The sequence below is a fragment of the Pseudoalteromonas galatheae genome, assembly GCF_005886105.2.
In the GTDB taxonomy this organism is placed as follows: Bacteria; Pseudomonadota; Gammaproteobacteria; order Enterobacterales; family Alteromonadaceae; genus Pseudoalteromonas; species Pseudoalteromonas galatheae.
Genome location: NZ_PNCO02000001.1, coordinates 1521823 through 1536994, shown reverse-complemented (window position 1 = coordinate 1536994; position 15172 = coordinate 1521823). Strand labels below are relative to the sequence as shown.

Annotated in this window: 13 protein-coding genes; 3 read left to right on the top strand and 10 right to left on the bottom strand. The window is 45.1% G+C overall.

All coding sequences use genetic code 11. The features are described 5' to 3' along the window. Positions 1-18 precede the first annotated feature (18 nt). The 9 genes from CWC29_RS06690 to CWC29_RS06650 form a co-directional block, all read right to left on the bottom strand. Entirely contained in the window at positions 19-1239 is a 1221-nt protein-coding gene (locus CWC29_RS06690; RefSeq protein ID WP_128728218.1) for an ABC transporter permease, read from the bottom strand. A 2-nt stretch (positions 1240-1241) separates the two neighbouring features. Then, entirely contained in the window at positions 1242-2603 is a 1362-nt protein-coding gene (locus tag CWC29_RS06685) for an ABC transporter permease (protein WP_138522212.1), read from the bottom strand. Positions 2604-2612: 9 nt separating this feature from the next. Further along, positions 2613-3308: an ABC transporter ATP-binding protein gene (locus CWC29_RS06680; protein ID WP_138522214.1), complete on the bottom strand. Its 696-nt coding sequence runs from the start codon at positions 3306-3308 to the stop codon at positions 2613-2615. A 41-nt stretch (positions 3309-3349) separates the two neighbouring features. Beyond that, on the bottom strand, positions 3350-4618 hold the full coding sequence (locus CWC29_RS06675; RefSeq protein WP_138522216.1) for an efflux RND transporter periplasmic adaptor subunit: 1269 nt from the start codon (positions 4616-4618) through the stop codon (positions 3350-3352). A 457-nt stretch (positions 4619-5075) separates the two neighbouring features. Then, complete coding sequence (locus tag CWC29_RS06670; protein WP_138523836.1) at positions 5076-6971, bottom strand: propionyl-CoA synthetase; 1896 nt, start codon at positions 6969-6971, stop codon at positions 5076-5078. Between the two features lie 222 nt (positions 6972-7193). Then, on the bottom strand, positions 7194-7859 hold the full coding sequence (locus CWC29_RS06665) for a GntR family transcriptional regulator (RefSeq protein ID WP_128728223.1): 666 nt from the start codon (positions 7857-7859) through the stop codon (positions 7194-7196). Between the two features lie 139 nt (positions 7860-7998). Continuing rightward, positions 7999-9495, bottom strand: a complete 1497-nt coding sequence (locus tag CWC29_RS06660) for an aldehyde dehydrogenase (NADP(+)) (protein WP_128728224.1) — start codon at positions 9493-9495, stop codon at positions 7999-8001. A 32-nt stretch (positions 9496-9527) separates the two neighbouring features. Further along, the gene (locus CWC29_RS06655) at positions 9528-10529 is read right to left on the bottom strand and encodes a 4-hydroxyproline epimerase (protein WP_128728225.1); all 1002 of its coding nucleotides are present in this window, start codon (positions 10527-10529) and stop codon (positions 9528-9530) included. 4 nt (positions 10530-10533) lie between these two features. Continuing rightward, positions 10534-11448: a dihydrodipicolinate synthase family protein gene (locus tag CWC29_RS06650; protein WP_138523838.1), complete on the bottom strand. Its 915-nt coding sequence runs from the start codon at positions 11446-11448 to the stop codon at positions 10534-10536. A gap of 228 nt (positions 11449-11676) precedes the next feature. Here CWC29_RS06650 and CWC29_RS06645 point away from each other — a divergent pair, with 228 nt between their 5' ends. The 3 genes from CWC29_RS06645 (at position 11677) to CWC29_RS06635 (ending at position 14566) form a co-directional block, all read left to right on the top strand. Beyond that, positions 11677-12912, top strand: a complete 1236-nt coding sequence (locus tag CWC29_RS06645) for an NAD(P)/FAD-dependent oxidoreductase (RefSeq protein WP_138523840.1) — start codon at positions 11677-11679, stop codon at positions 12910-12912. Between the two features lie 15 nt (positions 12913-12927). Beyond that, on the top strand, positions 12928-14139 hold the full coding sequence (locus CWC29_RS06640) for a M24 family metallopeptidase (RefSeq protein ID WP_138523842.1): 1212 nt from the start codon (positions 12928-12930) through the stop codon (positions 14137-14139). A 115-nt stretch (positions 14140-14254) separates the two neighbouring features. Next, on the top strand, positions 14255-14566 hold the full coding sequence (locus CWC29_RS06635; RefSeq protein WP_138523844.1) for an antibiotic biosynthesis monooxygenase family protein: 312 nt from the start codon (positions 14255-14257) through the stop codon (positions 14564-14566). A gap of 1 nt (position 14567) precedes the next feature. On the opposite strand, the gene CWC29_RS06630 is transcribed toward CWC29_RS06635, so the two are convergent. Beyond that, positions 14568-15152: a Crp/Fnr family transcriptional regulator gene (locus CWC29_RS06630; RefSeq protein ID WP_138523846.1), complete on the bottom strand. Its 585-nt coding sequence runs from the start codon at positions 15150-15152 to the stop codon at positions 14568-14570. Positions 15153-15172: the final 20 nt, after the last annotated feature.

The window sequence follows — 15172 nt, the reverse complement described above, 5'->3', positions numbered from 1 at the left end:
GCTGTATTGTTTTTATTATTAACTCGATTTAGTTACTTGCGCCGGCGACACTTTGGCGGCTTCCTTAGCAGGCAGGTACACCGCCAATGTACTCACAAGCCAAGTAAAAATAGCTACTCCAACCAATAACGGTATCTCTACCACACTTTGCACTCGAACATTATTCATCAAAAAATAGTAAAGCAAAATCGAGAGACCAAAGCCTAGCACTAAACCGATACAGACTAAAATTGTATTTTCTTTAATTAAAGACCACATCACTTTACCTTTAGATGCGCCTAGTGCACGAAGTACACCATGATCTTTCTTTCTAAGGCTAACAGAAAAGCTGACAAGTGCGACTATACCGAGCGCGGTGACCACACAAGCGATGCCGCTTATACCTGCCATGGTGAGTGCAAAGGTGCTGCGGCCATCCCACAAACGCTTTTTAGCACGCGCTACAAATTCAACTCTCTCTACCATACGGCCCTCAGAATGATAAAGCGCTGTTTCGACCTCTTCTAGAATGCGCTCAGATACGCCTTCCTCTACTCGCACTAAATAATTGGCCCGCTGACGGTTACCCCAGATGACTTCAGGTACAACTCCCGAATTGTAGGGTTGTTGACTATATGTGGCACTTTCACCAAGCATTTTACCTTTATATACCCCAACGACTTGGTGAGGGATACGCTGTCTTGAAATATACACCGACTTTCCAAGAGCAGAGCTATCACCAAATAAGGACGTGGCAAGGTCGTCACTTATCATAATAACGCCGGCATTTTTTGTAGTCTCATCGCCTTTAATAAATTCGCTGGCATAAAACCTGCGCCCTTCAACGAGCTCAAGCCCAAGTACATCAACTCCCTTTTCATCTAAGCCAAAGTAGCCGAACACGCTATAATCCGTTTCTGGTTGGGTATCTTTAAAAATGGTCCACCCAGGGCCTAAGCTGTTTAATACCAGTTCTCTACCGGCATAAGATGCACCAATAACCCCCGGTACGTTTTCAATCGCTTGAATATCCTTTTCGATAAGTGACTGGACATTTACTGAGGTATCAAATACACGCGTCGTCACATTGAGAATTTGTTGCTCTTCCAGCTTTGAAGGAATTAACCAGTTTTGCAGCGTTGCATAGCTGATAAAGGCCGTGTTGCTGACAATCATCACGGTAATCGCGATTTGTAGAATAATTAATAGTGAAATGCTCTTTTGCTTTAATATCAGCTTTAAAATATGTTTAATCGCCATGATTATCCCCTTAACTCTGCAGCTGGTGATACGCGGCTACTGCGGTATACCGGATATAACCCAGATAGACCCACCGCTAAGAAAATCCCAATAGTCGTCCAAAGTGCCAGCTCACCATCGAACTGATAGATTTGTCGTACTTGCTCAGCAAGTGCCATATAATCCGTCTGATACATACGCAGATGGAACATCAACTCGAGTCCTGCAAATGCTAGTACAAAACCAAACAGCACAGATGCAACCGTGAGCATGAGAATTTCTAGAAAATGAATTTTCATGATCACTCTACGATTTGCACCGAGGGCTCGGTAAAGAGAAATAAGCTTGCGATTGGCTTGGAATTTGGCCAGTAGGATCCCCACTGTATTCACTAAACAAATGCCAAATAATAAATACGAAAAAGTCAGATAAATGGCTTCCCACGCCATAAAGCGCTGGATCAAAATATACAGCTCACCCATGCTATAAAAACTAGTAAGGTTAGTATGTTGAAACCGGCCAACTTCTTGTTGGTTAACGATATAGTTATTTAACCAGGTTTTTAGTTCTGCAAGATGCGCCGTCTTCTTGTCTTCTTGATACTGGAACCAAACCGTCAAATAACCACATTCAGTACTTTTCAACATGTCGATACTGCCACTTCTCGGGTTAGTTGCAGTGTATAACTCGTCAGTTCTGCACGTTACTTGCCCCGTTCTCGGAAAGTTTTGCGCATAAGCATAATTTAGCGGAATAAAAACATCGTGGTTGTAATTATTGCTAAAGCTCAAATCTTGGAAGCGACGTTTATAATTGCTTAAATCAACCACGCCCACGACTTGTATTTGTTCTCCTTGAACTTGAATAAACTGTCCAACAGAATTCGCCCCACCAAATAGATGGTCGTTGACGTTTTTACTGATCACAGCCACCGCTTCACTACTTTGCTGGCTTTTTTCGTTCCAAGAAGTACCGTAAATAAACGGCGCATCTAGTACATTAAACATCTCTCTATCTGTACCAGATGCCTCTACACTAATAGGCCTAACTGAGTTATCAGCAAGACCAACGATAAACTCCGTGGTGTAGTTAAACGATAGGTGCTCGTACGATAAATCCGCTTGCTTAAGTGCTTGGGCATCTTGAAAAGTCCAGCGAGGAAATTGTCTAAAGTCGACAACATCTACCACCGCATCATAATAATTGAGGCCTGCCGTAAATAAGCTGTTTGCCTTATAACCAATGACTTCGCTACTGCTTTGTTTTACTATGGCTGACATAGTCAACATTAAAGTGATCCCAACTGCAAGGTTGATTATCATTAGTGCACTCAGTTTGGGCTTTTGCTTTAACCCTTGCCAAGCTAAAAGTACTAACTCTTTCATTGCCTGCTCCTACACTGCCAGTTCGGTTAGTTGAGATTTAGTGATGTCAGTGAGTTCACCATCAAGAATTTGAATGTTGCGACCAGCTCTTCGAGCCAGTTCATTGTCATGCGTTACCATAATCAATGTAGTACCCGCTTGGTTTACCTCTTGTAATAAGTCCATCACTTGCCTTGCCATTAAGCTGTCTAAATTTCCCGTTGGCTCATCCGCCAATAGGAATCGCGGTTTCCCCGCCAGTGCTCTGGCAATAGCAACACGTTGCTGTTGCCCGCCACTGAGCTGTGCAGGATAATGCTTCATTCGGCTGGCAAGCCCAACGAGTTCGAGTGCTTCTTCAATGCGCTTTTTACGCTCATTGGCTTTTATTCCCCTAAAAATAAGGGGGACTTCAACGTTGTCATATAAAGATAAGTCACTGATAAGGTTAAAGCCTTGGAAGATAAAGCCAATTTTTTCGTTTCGTAGTTGTGATAGCTTTTTATCGTTAAGATTGGCAACGTTTTCACCATCTAGAAAATAATCACCGCGCTCAAAACGCTCTAATAAACCCGCAATGTTCAAAAAGGTCGTTTTACCCGATCCTGACGGGCCTGTGACCGCAATAAATTCCCCTTCTTCAATGGTCAAATTCACATTACTGAGTGCATGGGTCTCAATCAGATCTGTGCGATAGATTTTGCTTACTTCATTCATTTTTAACATTGTCTATTCCTTCTAATTCTTATTCGCAACGAAAGCTGGCGCTACTTCCCGAGTAGCACTCGCGCTTTTTTATTGAACGGTTCTAAACTTGAAATCACGATTTCTTGCCCTTCACTCAGGCCTTCAATAATCTCAACTTCAGAAATACTTTTTACACCAATCTGAATTGGTGTTTGATCAGCCTGCTCACCGACAACCGCATAGGTAAAACGCCCGGCACCGGTTTCAACAAATGCACCACGCCTTACTTTGAGCACATCTTGCTTTTGCGATAGGATAATTCTTGTAGATACCTTTTGATTTTGGCGAAGGCCGCTTGGCTGCTCGTCAAAGCGCACCCGAGCACTGACGCGACCAGCTTCGATTTCAGGGGAAATAGCGACCAGCTTCGCATGATATTGGTATTGATTGATAAATACTTCAGCGGCCATGCCGACCCCCAGGTTGTCGGCGTAAATTTCTGGTATTTGTGCTTCAACTTCAAGCTCAGAAAGGTCAACCAGTGATATTAATGCGGCATCTCGCTGTACAAACTGCTTTTGTTGGACATGCACAGTACCAACAATGCCTGATAACGGCGAAATAATATTAAGTGCTGCTACCTGACGCTGCACTTCTTCTAAAATATGCTGCTGTCTGGTTAGGCTCAGTTCACTACTTTTTAGCTCAAACGCAAGTCGCTCTTGCTCAAGCTTTAGCGACTCGATGGCGTGCCGCTCTTGTAGCTGCGCGCGCTTAAGTTCAACCATTGACTGTTCAAGCTCTAATTTTGAGATAATTTGCTTTTCGATGCTTTGTTTTGAGCGCGCCATTTCACGCTCTGCCGCTTCTAAGTCTACTTTCGCCATTTCCATGCGTTGTTCGGTATCGAGTAGCTGCTGTTTAATCGAGATCCGTTGGCGCTCAACTTCCGTTTGTAAACGTTCGAACGTAGCCTCTTCTTGTAGTAAACGATTGGTTAGTTCAGGACTATCTATCCTAAGCAACGCTTGCCCCGCTTTGATGGCATCACCAGGTTTAACGTTTAGCGTTACTGTGCCCGATGCGATGGCATATAAATCTGGATTATTCGCAGCGAGCGTACGCCCTTCAACACGAAGATCTTCGCTGATATCACCTCTCACTACTGTGGCGAGACGTACTTGCTCCCGCGATACGGTCTGCTCTGCTGATAGAATAGTGTTAATACTTGACCAAGCACTGGTTAGTCCACCTAATGTGATGCCAACGGCCAATAACGCAATTACAGGCTTTTTTATGGTTCGCTTTTTTGCGATTTGTTTGTCTTGCGCACTTGTATCTTTAATCATGCTACCTCCATGCGGACACGTGAGTGTCCGAGATTATCATGAGTAACTAATTACAAGTAGCGTGCCAGAATTTATATTGTTGTTTTATATGAAATTTATGAGATTTAACGGCTTTATTCAAGGGGATTGGACGGACACCGGACAGTTTGCGGACAATAGCAGAACGTGACTAAAACTGGTAGGTCGTGATTTATCGCGATATCAGATTTTAGAAGGAACCGCACTCAACAGATCGCGGGGTGAACCCGCTCCTACCTAATGTTGATGCGCGTTTAGCACAAGGTTTACCCTAACAGCTCAGCAACACTGGTAAATCATTACTAAAACTCGTAGGTCGTGATTTATTGCGACATCAGATTTTAGAAGGAACCGCACTCAAAAGATCGCGGAATGAACCCGCTCCTAACTAATGTTGATGCGCGTTTCGCGTTAGGGGTAACCTGCTGACACGCAAAAACTATTGGTGCTGGCTCACATCCCACAATTGCTTTAACTCTTCGATAATGGCCGGGTCGTCAATGGTAGATGGCACGACAATGTCTTCTCCGTCTACCAGCTGGCGTAGGTTCTTTCTGAGAATTTTACCCGAACGGGTTTTGGGTAAACGCTCAACCACTTTAATGGTTTTAAGGCAGGCAATCGCGCCGATTTTTTCGCGGATCAGGCTTCTTATCTCCTCGGCAATTGCCGATTCAGTGGTGTTTACGCCATCTTTCAATACCACCATTGCAATGGGTACTTGACCTTTTAACTCGTCTTTACCGGCGAATACCGCGCATTCTGCAATTGCATTGTGACCAGCAACGATTTCTTCCATTTCACCAGTTGACAGTCTATGCCCGGCTACGTTTATTACATCATCAGTGCGGCCCATAATAAACAGGTAGCCGTCTTCATCAAAATACCCGCCATCGCCAGAGAGGTAATAGCCGGGGTATTGTGATAAGTAACTGCCTTTAAAGCGCGCCGTGTTATTCCAAATAGTGGTTAAACAACCGGGAGGAAGTGGTAATTTAACCGCAACAACACCTTGTTGATTGGCCTCGCATGGACTGCCGTCTACATCGAGGATCTCGACTTGATAGCCCGGTGTAGGAACTGTGGCACTGCCCGCCTTTGAAGGCATCAATTCAATCCCAACTGGGTTACACGCAATTGCCCAGCCCGTTTCCGTTTGCCACCAGTGATCAATTACCGGTAGCTTTGTAGTGGACTGTAACCAGTCGTAGGTGGCAGGGTCGAGTCGTTCACCAGCTAAAAATAGCGTTTTTAGACTGCTGGTGTTGTAATTAGCCAAAAGCGCTGCGCTCGGATCTTCTTTTTTAATGGCACGAAATGCCGTCGGTGCACTAAAAAGTGCTGCCACTTGATATTCTTCAACCACTCGCCAAAATGCCCCTGCGTCTGGAGTTTTAATCGGTTTTCCTTCGTATAACACGCTGGTACAACCATAAATCAGTGGGCCATAGACAATATAAGAATGCCCCACAACCCAGCCAATGTCGGATGCTGCCCAAAACACTTCTCCGGGCTCCATGCCGTAAACGGTTTTCATACTGTAGTTTAATGCCACGGCGTGACCGCCCTGCTCTCGCACTACTCCTTTGGGTGTGCCTGTGGTGCCAGAGGTATACAAAATATAAAGCGGATGCGTGCTTGGTAAAGGCACAGCATCAAAAGACTCTGGCGTATTTGCCACCACAGTCCAATCTAGGTCCCTTGGCGATGACATCTGCGCTTGGTATGCTTCACGCTGTAGCACAATGCAATGTTCCACTTGATGCTTTGCCAACGACAAAGCTTCATCCAGCATAGGTTTGTATTCAATCGTGCGGCCTATTTCAATTCCGCAAGAAGCACTGATCACTAGCTTTGGTTTCGCATCATCTATTCTCACCGCAAGCTCATGAGGTGCAAAACCGCCAAACACCACGGAATGAATAGCACCCACGCGCGCACAAGCAAGCATGGCAACGACCGCCTCTGGCACCATGGGCATATAAATTACCACCCTATCCCCTACACTTACACCAAGTTGATTTAAGCCAGCTGCAAAATGGCTCACTTGAGAGAGCAACTCGCCATAGCTAATTTTGCGTTTGGTATTCGTCACCGGCGAGTCATAAATTAATGCGGTTTGCTCGCCTCGGCCTTGGTGTACATGATGGTCAAGTGCCAAATAACTGGTATTCATCAAACCATCACTAAACCAATGACTCAGCCCCTCTTGGTCTTGGTTATGTCCGATTTGTGGTGGCGTATGCCAATCAAGCCGTGCCGCTTCTTTAAGCCAAAATGCCTCAGGGTCTTGGGAAAATGTTTGATATGCCTGTTGATAGGTTATTGTTGTCATAATAGGTTACTCAGTTTTGCTAGAACAGAGTAAAGATAGATAAAAAACCACCAAGTTTTGATGAGACTTTAGTCTTGCGAGGATGATACAGATCAAGGTTAGGGAAATTAAATATGATTATGTCTGTGTAATACATGTAATCACAGCGTCCTGAACAATAGCCATGAGAATAGATATGACTATTATTCAGAAATCCACTAGGACCTATACAACCAAATTTACCTACTGCTCGCTTTCAAGCTTTAGCAGCAATGCTTTGATATCATCTTTTGCGCCGATGATATGTTTTTTCAAAAAGTCACAAGCCCCTTTGGTATTTTTATCGCGGCATAGCTCTAATAGCTGGCGGTGTTCCTCTGGTGCGGTTTTAATGCCGCCCGCAAGTAGGATATGCATGCGCACGTAGCGCTCGGAGTTTTTACTGTACACATCCACCAGCTCACGTGTTTGTGGGCGCTGTGCTTTGCTGTAGAGTTTGCTGTGAAATTCGGCGTTGAGTTTGCCCGTTGCCAGTTGTGTATCGCCAGCGGCCATTGCTTCTTCAAGCTCGGCTAAGATGGCTTCGGCTTCTAATAGGTCGCGTGCGGTTAACTTGTCGATTGAGTGACGTAATAGCTCGGCTTCTAACAATGCGCGTAGATCAAATATTTCATCGATTTGTTCGGCACTTAAACGCGTAACTGTCGCACCTTTGTGCGCTTCAAAGTTAACTAAGCCTTCAGCTTCTAGTTGCAGAAGGGCTTCTCTAACAGGAATACGGCTTACATTTAACTCATCTGCCAGCGCGGCTTGCCTTAGCGGCTCGCCCGCTTTGATTTCGCCAGTGAGGATTTTTTCACGAATTGCTTCAGCAACTAATTGAGTTCGAGTTTTATGTACAATCGCCATAGTATTTAGTAATTATTGTTTTATGAACTCATTATAAACGTATCTGAGTTCAAATTGCATGTTTGTCGAGTATATAAGTTTGATGTGCGAATTATGTCTGAATAAATAAGCCCATAGCAGTACTATGGGCTTGGTTTGCTTAACTTTGTATACAAATTGGTCTTACGAATCGTTTGAGCGCTTCTAACCCTACCGATGTTGAACGTACATCGGTTGATGACGGAAACGGCCCACCGTGGTTCATGGTGGCGCACACTTCAACGCCCGTGGGCATTTGCCCGTAAATCAATCGACCTACGCGGTATTGTAGCGCCTCTATGATGCATTCGGCTTGATGTAGGTCAGACTCAGTGCCATGAATACTGGCGGTGAGTTGTCCATCTAAGTCTGCGATTAAGTCTTCAAGCTGTGCTAAGTTGTCATAGCTCACCACTAAAGCACTTGGCCCAAAGACTTCTTCTTTAAGCCTTGCATCGGTTGCAAAGCTTTCGCTATCCGTCAGGAACAAGTGAGCGCTTGCGTGAAACGGCTGTGCTTGCTCACCAGCGCTCAACAACGTTACTTGAGGGTGTGCTTTTAGCGCCGCGATGCTGTTTTGATAAGCTTTTAAAATGCCCGGAGTCAATAAGGTATCTGAAGGCGCTTCACTAATATGTCGCTTAGTTGTCTCGATAAATGTTTGCGAACTACTACTTGGCACCAACCAAATGCCGGGGCTAGTACAAAATTGACCATTACCCATAAGTAAAGACTGGACAAATTGTGCACCAAGCTCTGCGCCTTGTGCCTGTACTTTTTCAGGTAAGACAATTTGCGGGTTCACGCTGCCAAGCTCACCGTAAAGCGGGATAGGTTCATGGCGCTTCGCGATGGTTTCTTGCAATGCTTTTGCAACGCCAAAGGAGCCTGTAAACCCAACCGCTTTGATAGGCTTAGCTTCCACCAGCCAATGCGCGACATCGTATGCTTTCGCTTGCAGCATTGAAAACACCCCGCTTGGCATATCGCACTTGCTTATTGCTGTGGCGATGGCCCTAGTCATTAGCTCACACGTTGCCGGATGTGCTGGGTGACCTTTATATACCACAGGACAGCCGGCGGCTAACGCAGCTGCGGTATCGCCCCCGAGCGTAGAGAAGGCATACGGGAAGTTTGACGCGCCAAACACCGCAACAACACCAATAGGAATATGCTTAAGCTGTGTTTTTGGCTTAGGCACCGGCGTGCGATTTGGGTCTGCTTGCTCTTCCTTAGTCAGGCAAAGCTCAGCTAGGTTATCTCTCAGCGCTGCAGCAAATGTGTTTAATTGGTTTACCGTGCGGCCACGCTCGCCCTCGAGTCGTGGCCTTGGTAGGTTAGTTTCTGCCATCGTAGTAGTGATCAGCTCATCACCTAAGGCGAGAATTTCTTGGGCTATGGTCTCTAAAAATTCGGCTCTAGCAGTCATCGAGGTTTTACGATAAGCCTTAAAAGCCTGCTCTGCTGCATTAACGGCTTCTTCTACTTGTGCTTCACTGGCGTTAAAAAATGCTTGCGTTAACGGTTCATTGGTTGCCGGGCAAAACGCGCAAAACGTTGTTGCCGTTTGTGCGGCTTGCCACGCACCGTTGACGTAGCTCTTTCCTGATAAATTCATTGTTAGCTCCTGTTTTCTTTCAGTCTTAATGGCTAGAGCACCTGAAAACCAAGTGCATACGGATCTTCGTCATCTACAGTGATACAATTACTCCCCGTTTGACGTGCCCAACCTTGAATACTTGGTAGAATAGCGGCTTTTCCCGCGACCTCAGTTGTGCCTTCGACCTTACCGATAAATTGACTGCCTATGATGCTCTCGTGAACAAATGTATCACCCTCTTTTAGCAGCCCCTTTGCATACAACTGTGCCATTCTTGCACTTGTGCCTGTGCCACAAGGTGACCTATCAAGTGCTTTATCGCCATAAAATACCGCGTTGGCCGCATGACTACCTGGGTGCTGTGGCTTGCCTGTCCACAACACATGGGAGGCGCCGCACACGGTAGAGTCTTCGGGATGAATAGGGTTTATTTGCGCATTAACTGCCGCGCGCACTTTAGGGCTCCACGCCAGTAATTCAGCGGCGCAGCTTTGATCCACACCAGCAAATAAACTTTGAGGTTCAACGATAATGTAAAAGTTACCGCCATAGGCGATATCAAGGATAAGCTCCCCCAACCCATCAACGTGGACAGGCACCGCTTGGTAAGCCAAAAATGCCGGCACATTGTAGAGCCTTACCCAAGTCACTTTACCTGCTTTCATCTCATAATAGGCATTCACGCGCCCCGCAGGGGTGTCAAGCTTGAGTACCCCCTGTTCCTTTGGGGTAATAAGGCCGCTTTCGAGGCCAAAAGTGACTGTCCCGATAGTGCCGTGCCCACACATAGGCAAGCACCCAGAGGTTTCGATAAATAGGATTGCCACATCCCCATCAGCAGTGGTCGGTGGATACAAAAAGGCACCCGACATCATGTCATGGCCTCTGGGCTCAAACATCAATGCGCGCCTTATCCAATCGTAGTCACGTAAAAAATGTTGGCGCTTTTCACTCATGCTCTCGCCCAAAAGCGTTGGATGACCGCTTGTGACCAAGCGCACGGGATTGCCACAAGTATGGCCATCTATACAATAGTAGGTGCCTAAAATCATACGCTTAGTCCAAGTTATATTGGCTTAAGTCAATTCGATTTGCCATCGCTTCATCGTACAAACGACTTACATAGGCTTTTTCTTCTTGAGTTAGTGGCAATCTTGGAGAACGAGTCACTTCACTACCGCGCCCAGCCAAATACTCTGCATATTTGATGCACTGCACCAGTGTCGGAATCGTATCTAAACGTAGCAAAGGTAAAAACCAACGCCACAGCGCACGCGCTTCCTCAAAACGACCTTGCTCAGCAAGTTTATAAATAGCCACTGACTCGCGTGGGAATACATTAGTCAATCCCGAGATCCAACCCGTCGCGCCAAGCATCAGGCTTTCCAGTGCGATATCATCAACACCACCAAATACTACGTAGCGATCGCCAAATGCGCTAAACAGCTCGCTAATACGGCGAGTATCTTCCGTTGCTTCTTTTACAGAAACAATATTGGGCTCTTCAGCTAAGGTTTTCATGCCTTCGATTGACACGTCGACACCATAGGTCACTGGATTGTTGTAAATCATAATAGGTAATGCGGTGCTGCGCGCCACCTGTTGGTAATGATGAATAGCTTCACGCTCTGTTGAGCGGTAGACCATCCCCGGCAATACCATCAGTCCATCAATGCCTAGCGCTTCTGCATCCTTGGCAAACTCGACAGCAAGTGCTGTTGTGGTTTCAGCCACACCACTAAGTAGTGGCACTCTATCACCTACAACTTCTGTTGCAGCTTTTAAAACTTGGCGTTTCTCGTCAGCCGTGAGTGAGCAATTTTCACCTACGGTGCCTAATACTATGATGCCATGAACCCCTTCGTTAATCAGGTTATCTATCATCGCTTTTGTGGTATCAAAGTTGATGCTTTCATCATCATGGAATTGAGTGGTTACTGCTGGATATACACCCTGCCAATTTACGTTCATGGTTCTCGCCTTTCATTAAGTTGTTTAGTTATTGTGCTTGCCATCATAGGTATATTGTATACAATAATCAATATTCGAAAGAGAGATTTTTTAGCCATTAACTCAAATGATTGGCTTAAACATCTTTAATACTATGATTTATAAGTGTTAAATTTTTTCTTGTTGGTATTTCAATGAGGTTTGATTGAAGGCTATGTGGAAATACAATTTAGGGTGGTGAGGTAAATTGTGGAAAATAATAATAAAATTGCAGTGATAGGCGCAGGGATCATTGGGATCACCACAGCGCTGCAATTAGCTCGACGAGGCCACGCTGTTACCTTGCTCGATAAAAATCAGCCCGCAGAGGGATGTTCTAAGGGTAACGCGGGGCATTTTGCCACAGAGCAGGTATTCCCCATGGCAGACGCAGCTTTACTAACAAAGGTGCCTAGCATGTTAGTCAATCCGGTGGGGCCTTTGCGAATTGAGACCACCTCTTTGGTCAAAAATATTCCTTGGTTTGTACGATTCTTAAAGCAAATGAAAAGTAGCTGCTTCCATAAAGGTACAATCGCACTTAGAAGTTTAAATGAACGCGCACTACCCGCATATCAGCGTTTACTTGGTGACAAATATCATACACTTATATCTAGTAACGGCAGTTTACTGGTATTTGAAGGTGACGAAAGCTCTGCGCGTCAAAGCTATAACAAATACGCCGAACAAGACATCTCAGTGAGCTTACTAACAGGCGATCAAGCCCGAGAAATGGAGCCGAGCCTATCAAGTACCATCACCTCGGCACTGTATTTTGATAAAGTCGCGCATAGCACAGACCCCTACGCCCTTTGTTTGACGTTATATGAGCAGTTTATACAGCTAGGCGGTACGTTCAAGCAAGGCTCAATCGATAATATTACCCACACAGGGCATGGCTATACACTTCACTCCAAAAGCCACATGATGGCCTTTAACAAAGTGGTTGTGGCAACGGGTGCTGCAAGTAAAACGCTCTGTGCGTCTTTAGGTTACTCACTGCCCATGATTGCCGAGCGCGGTTATCACAACATGTTGGCATTGAATAATACGCTTACACGACCTGTCGCCTCAAGTGAACGAGGGTTTATCATGACGCCCATGTCACAAGGTTTGCGACTGGCCGGTACAGTAGAATTTGCCACACTGGAGAGTAAGCCCAATTACAGCCGTGCTCACGCATTATTGCATCATGCAAGTATATTGTTAAACTCATCGCTGCCACAAAAAAATGATAACTTGTGGGTTGGCTGCCGTCCCTCACTCCCAGATTATTTACCTGTCATCGGACAAGCGCCAAATCATCACCACGTTTATTTTGCACTGGGTCATCAGCACTTAGGACTGACCCAAGCCGCAATTTCCAGTGAATGTATCGCAGATCTTATTGACAACAAGCCCAACGACATCGATCTTACTCCTTTTAGTATTGCTCGATTTAATTAGACAAGGAGCACAAAAATGAAAGGTATTGCATACCAAAGCGCGCAGCAAGCGCTAGATAACTTAGAAGATATGACCAAAGGCATAGCGCCAATTGGCGAAAGCGAGTATTTAGCAAGAATAGAGAAAGCTCAACAATATATGCAGCAAAACAACATTGATGCGCTCTATTTAAATGCTGGTACAAATTTAAAGTACTTTACTGGTTTACAATGGTACGCCAGTGAACGTTTGGTCGGTGCTATTTTACCCGCCAATGGACAAGTTCAGTTTATCGTCCCATTTTTTGAAATCGGCTCTATTAAGGATTATTGGCTGATTGAAGGCCCTATTCATGCTTGGCAAGAAGAAGAATCTCCTTACGAGCTCGTCGCAAACATACTTAACACACTCAATATTGATAGCACAGGCACACTCGCCATTGACGAAAGCACTGCGTTTTTTGTTGCTGATGGGATCAGACTCGCGGCACCTGGGCTTTCGCTTATTAATGCAAAGGTAGTAACCGCGCATTGTAGAATGCATAAGTCGGCCAATGAAATTGCCCTTATTCAACGCGCAATGGACATGACACTTGCCGTACATAAAGCAACGGCATCTATGCTGTATGAAGGGATCACCACAACCGAAGTTGAAGCCTTTATTAATGAAGCGCACAAAAAAGTGGGGGCGCCGGGCAATTATTTTTGTATTGTGCTATTTGGTGTGGCGTCGTCATTCCCACATGGTGTAAAAAATCCACAAACGCTGAAAAAAGGCGATGTGGTTCTCGTCGACACTGGTTGTAAGTTACACGGCTATCTTAGCGATATCACCCGCACTTATGTTTTTGGCGACCCCAGTGAAAAGCAAAAGTCCGTTTGGCAAATCGAGAAGCAAGCGCAAATTGCAGCATTTAATGCAGCCAAAATTGGGGCGCCCTGTGGCGCTGTTGATAAGGCCGCGAGAGAGTATATTGCCAGCAATGGGCTCGGTCCTGATTATCAACTACCAGGTTGCCCACATCGCACTGGGCACGGTATCGGCTTAGATATCCACGAATGGCCTTATTTAGTCAAAGACAACCCAGAACCGCTTGCAGCTGGAATGTGCTTTTCAAACGAACCTATGCTGGTTATTCCTGATAAATTTGGCATTCGCTTGGAAGATCATTTCTATATGACCGACGATGGTCCGCGTTGGTTTACTGAGCCTGCGCACAGCATAGACAATCCTTTTGGGGTTGAATGATATTAAAAATAAATGCTGAGTTGCTCTGATGAGTAACTCATCATTTATCGTGATTGATTTAAGCACAGCTTAATTGGTATAAACATAGCATCTACAATTTACTGCGCTACAACTTATGATTGCAACTACCCCACCACCACCCTATTACGCCGTAATTTTTACCAATATAAAAAATGAAGACGATGAGGGCTACGCCCGAACCGCGTCGAGAATGGTCGAGCTTGCACAGCTTCAACCTGGCTTTTTAGGATTAGAATCTGCGCGTGAAGAGGTTGGGATCACGGTTTCTTATTGGCGCGACTTAGAATCAATCAAAGCATGGAAAGCCAATGCTGAGCATATTGAGGCACAAAAAAGCGGTAATAAGAAATGGTATCAAAGCTATACAACTCGTATTGCTAAGGTAGAGCGTGAATATAGTCTTTGAGCTAGCGCTTAGTTGTGGTCACTTGTGCATTGTTTACTCGCGACTTTAACCGTGATAAGCCTTGAGGCGTTACACCCAAATAATTAGCAAGATCATAATTTGCCAAACCATTAACCCAATGTGGACGTTCGTCACGCAAAAAACAATACCTTTGCTCAAGCGTATTTAGTAATAGAAACGCTTCTTTTGCTTCTTTGAATAGCAACTGTTGTTGTAATAATTTTAATTTAAGTGCGCGGAGATTATCTTGTTCCAATTTGGCTAACGGAACGAGTACAACCTTTGCATCATCCAGCGCAGAGATTTGATAGAAGCTAGGAGATTTTTGGATCCACTCAGCAAATAAAATACAAAGTTCGCCAGCAAAATAGAACTCCTTATGTCTTAGTTCCCCTACTTCATTTACTACCGATGAGACGAGCTTGCCAGAGTGGATAAAGAAGCCATAATGTTGCATTTGTCCTTGCTGCAACAATATTTCATTGCGGCCGCAGCGCTTTGTACCGAACGTTGGATTCTCCCTAATAAATGTTAATAATTCATTTCTTGTGGCTTCACAAAACTGACCGAGTTTATGAAAAGGCATAATTCACTCATACAATAGGT

Excerpts from the sequence above, each read along its gene's own strand:
- CWC29_RS06690 (WP_128728218.1), bottom strand. The coding sequence starts at position 1,239 with ATGGCGATTAAACATATTTTAAAGCTGATATTAAAGCAAAAGAGCATT.
- CWC29_RS06685 (WP_138522212.1), bottom strand. The coding sequence starts at position 2,603 with ATGAAAGAGTTAGTACTTTTAGCTTGGCAAGGGTTAAAGCAAAAGCCC.
- CWC29_RS06680 (WP_138522214.1), bottom strand. The coding sequence starts at position 3,308 with ATGTTAAAAATGAATGAAGTAAGCAAAATCTATCGCACAGATCTGATT.
- CWC29_RS06675 (WP_138522216.1), bottom strand. The coding sequence starts at position 4,618 with ATGATTAAAGATACAAGTGCGCAAGACAAACAAATCGCAAAAAAGCGA.
- CWC29_RS06670 (WP_138523836.1), bottom strand. The coding sequence starts at position 6,971 with ATGACAACAATAACCTATCAACAGGCATATCAAACATTTTCCCAAGAC.
- CWC29_RS06665 (WP_128728223.1), bottom strand. The coding sequence starts at position 7,859 with ATGGCGATTGTACATAAAACTCGAACTCAATTAGTTGCTGAAGCAATT.
- CWC29_RS06660 (WP_128728224.1), bottom strand. The coding sequence starts at position 9,495 with ATGAATTTATCAGGAAAGAGCTACGTCAACGGTGCGTGGCAAGCCGCA.
- CWC29_RS06655 (WP_128728225.1), bottom strand. The coding sequence starts at position 10,529 with ATGATTTTAGGCACCTACTATTGTATAGATGGCCATACTTGTGGCAAT.
- CWC29_RS06650 (WP_138523838.1), bottom strand. The coding sequence starts at position 11,448 with ATGAACGTAAATTGGCAGGGTGTATATCCAGCAGTAACCACTCAATTC.
- CWC29_RS06640 (WP_138523842.1), top strand. The coding sequence starts at position 12,928 with ATGAAAGGTATTGCATACCAAAGCGCGCAGCAAGCGCTAGATAACTTA.
- CWC29_RS06635 (WP_138523844.1), top strand. The coding sequence starts at position 14,255 with ATGATTGCAACTACCCCACCACCACCCTATTACGCCGTAATTTTTACC.
- CWC29_RS06630 (WP_138523846.1), bottom strand. The coding sequence starts at position 15,152 with ATGCCTTTTCATAAACTCGGTCAGTTTTGTGAAGCCACAAGAAATGAA.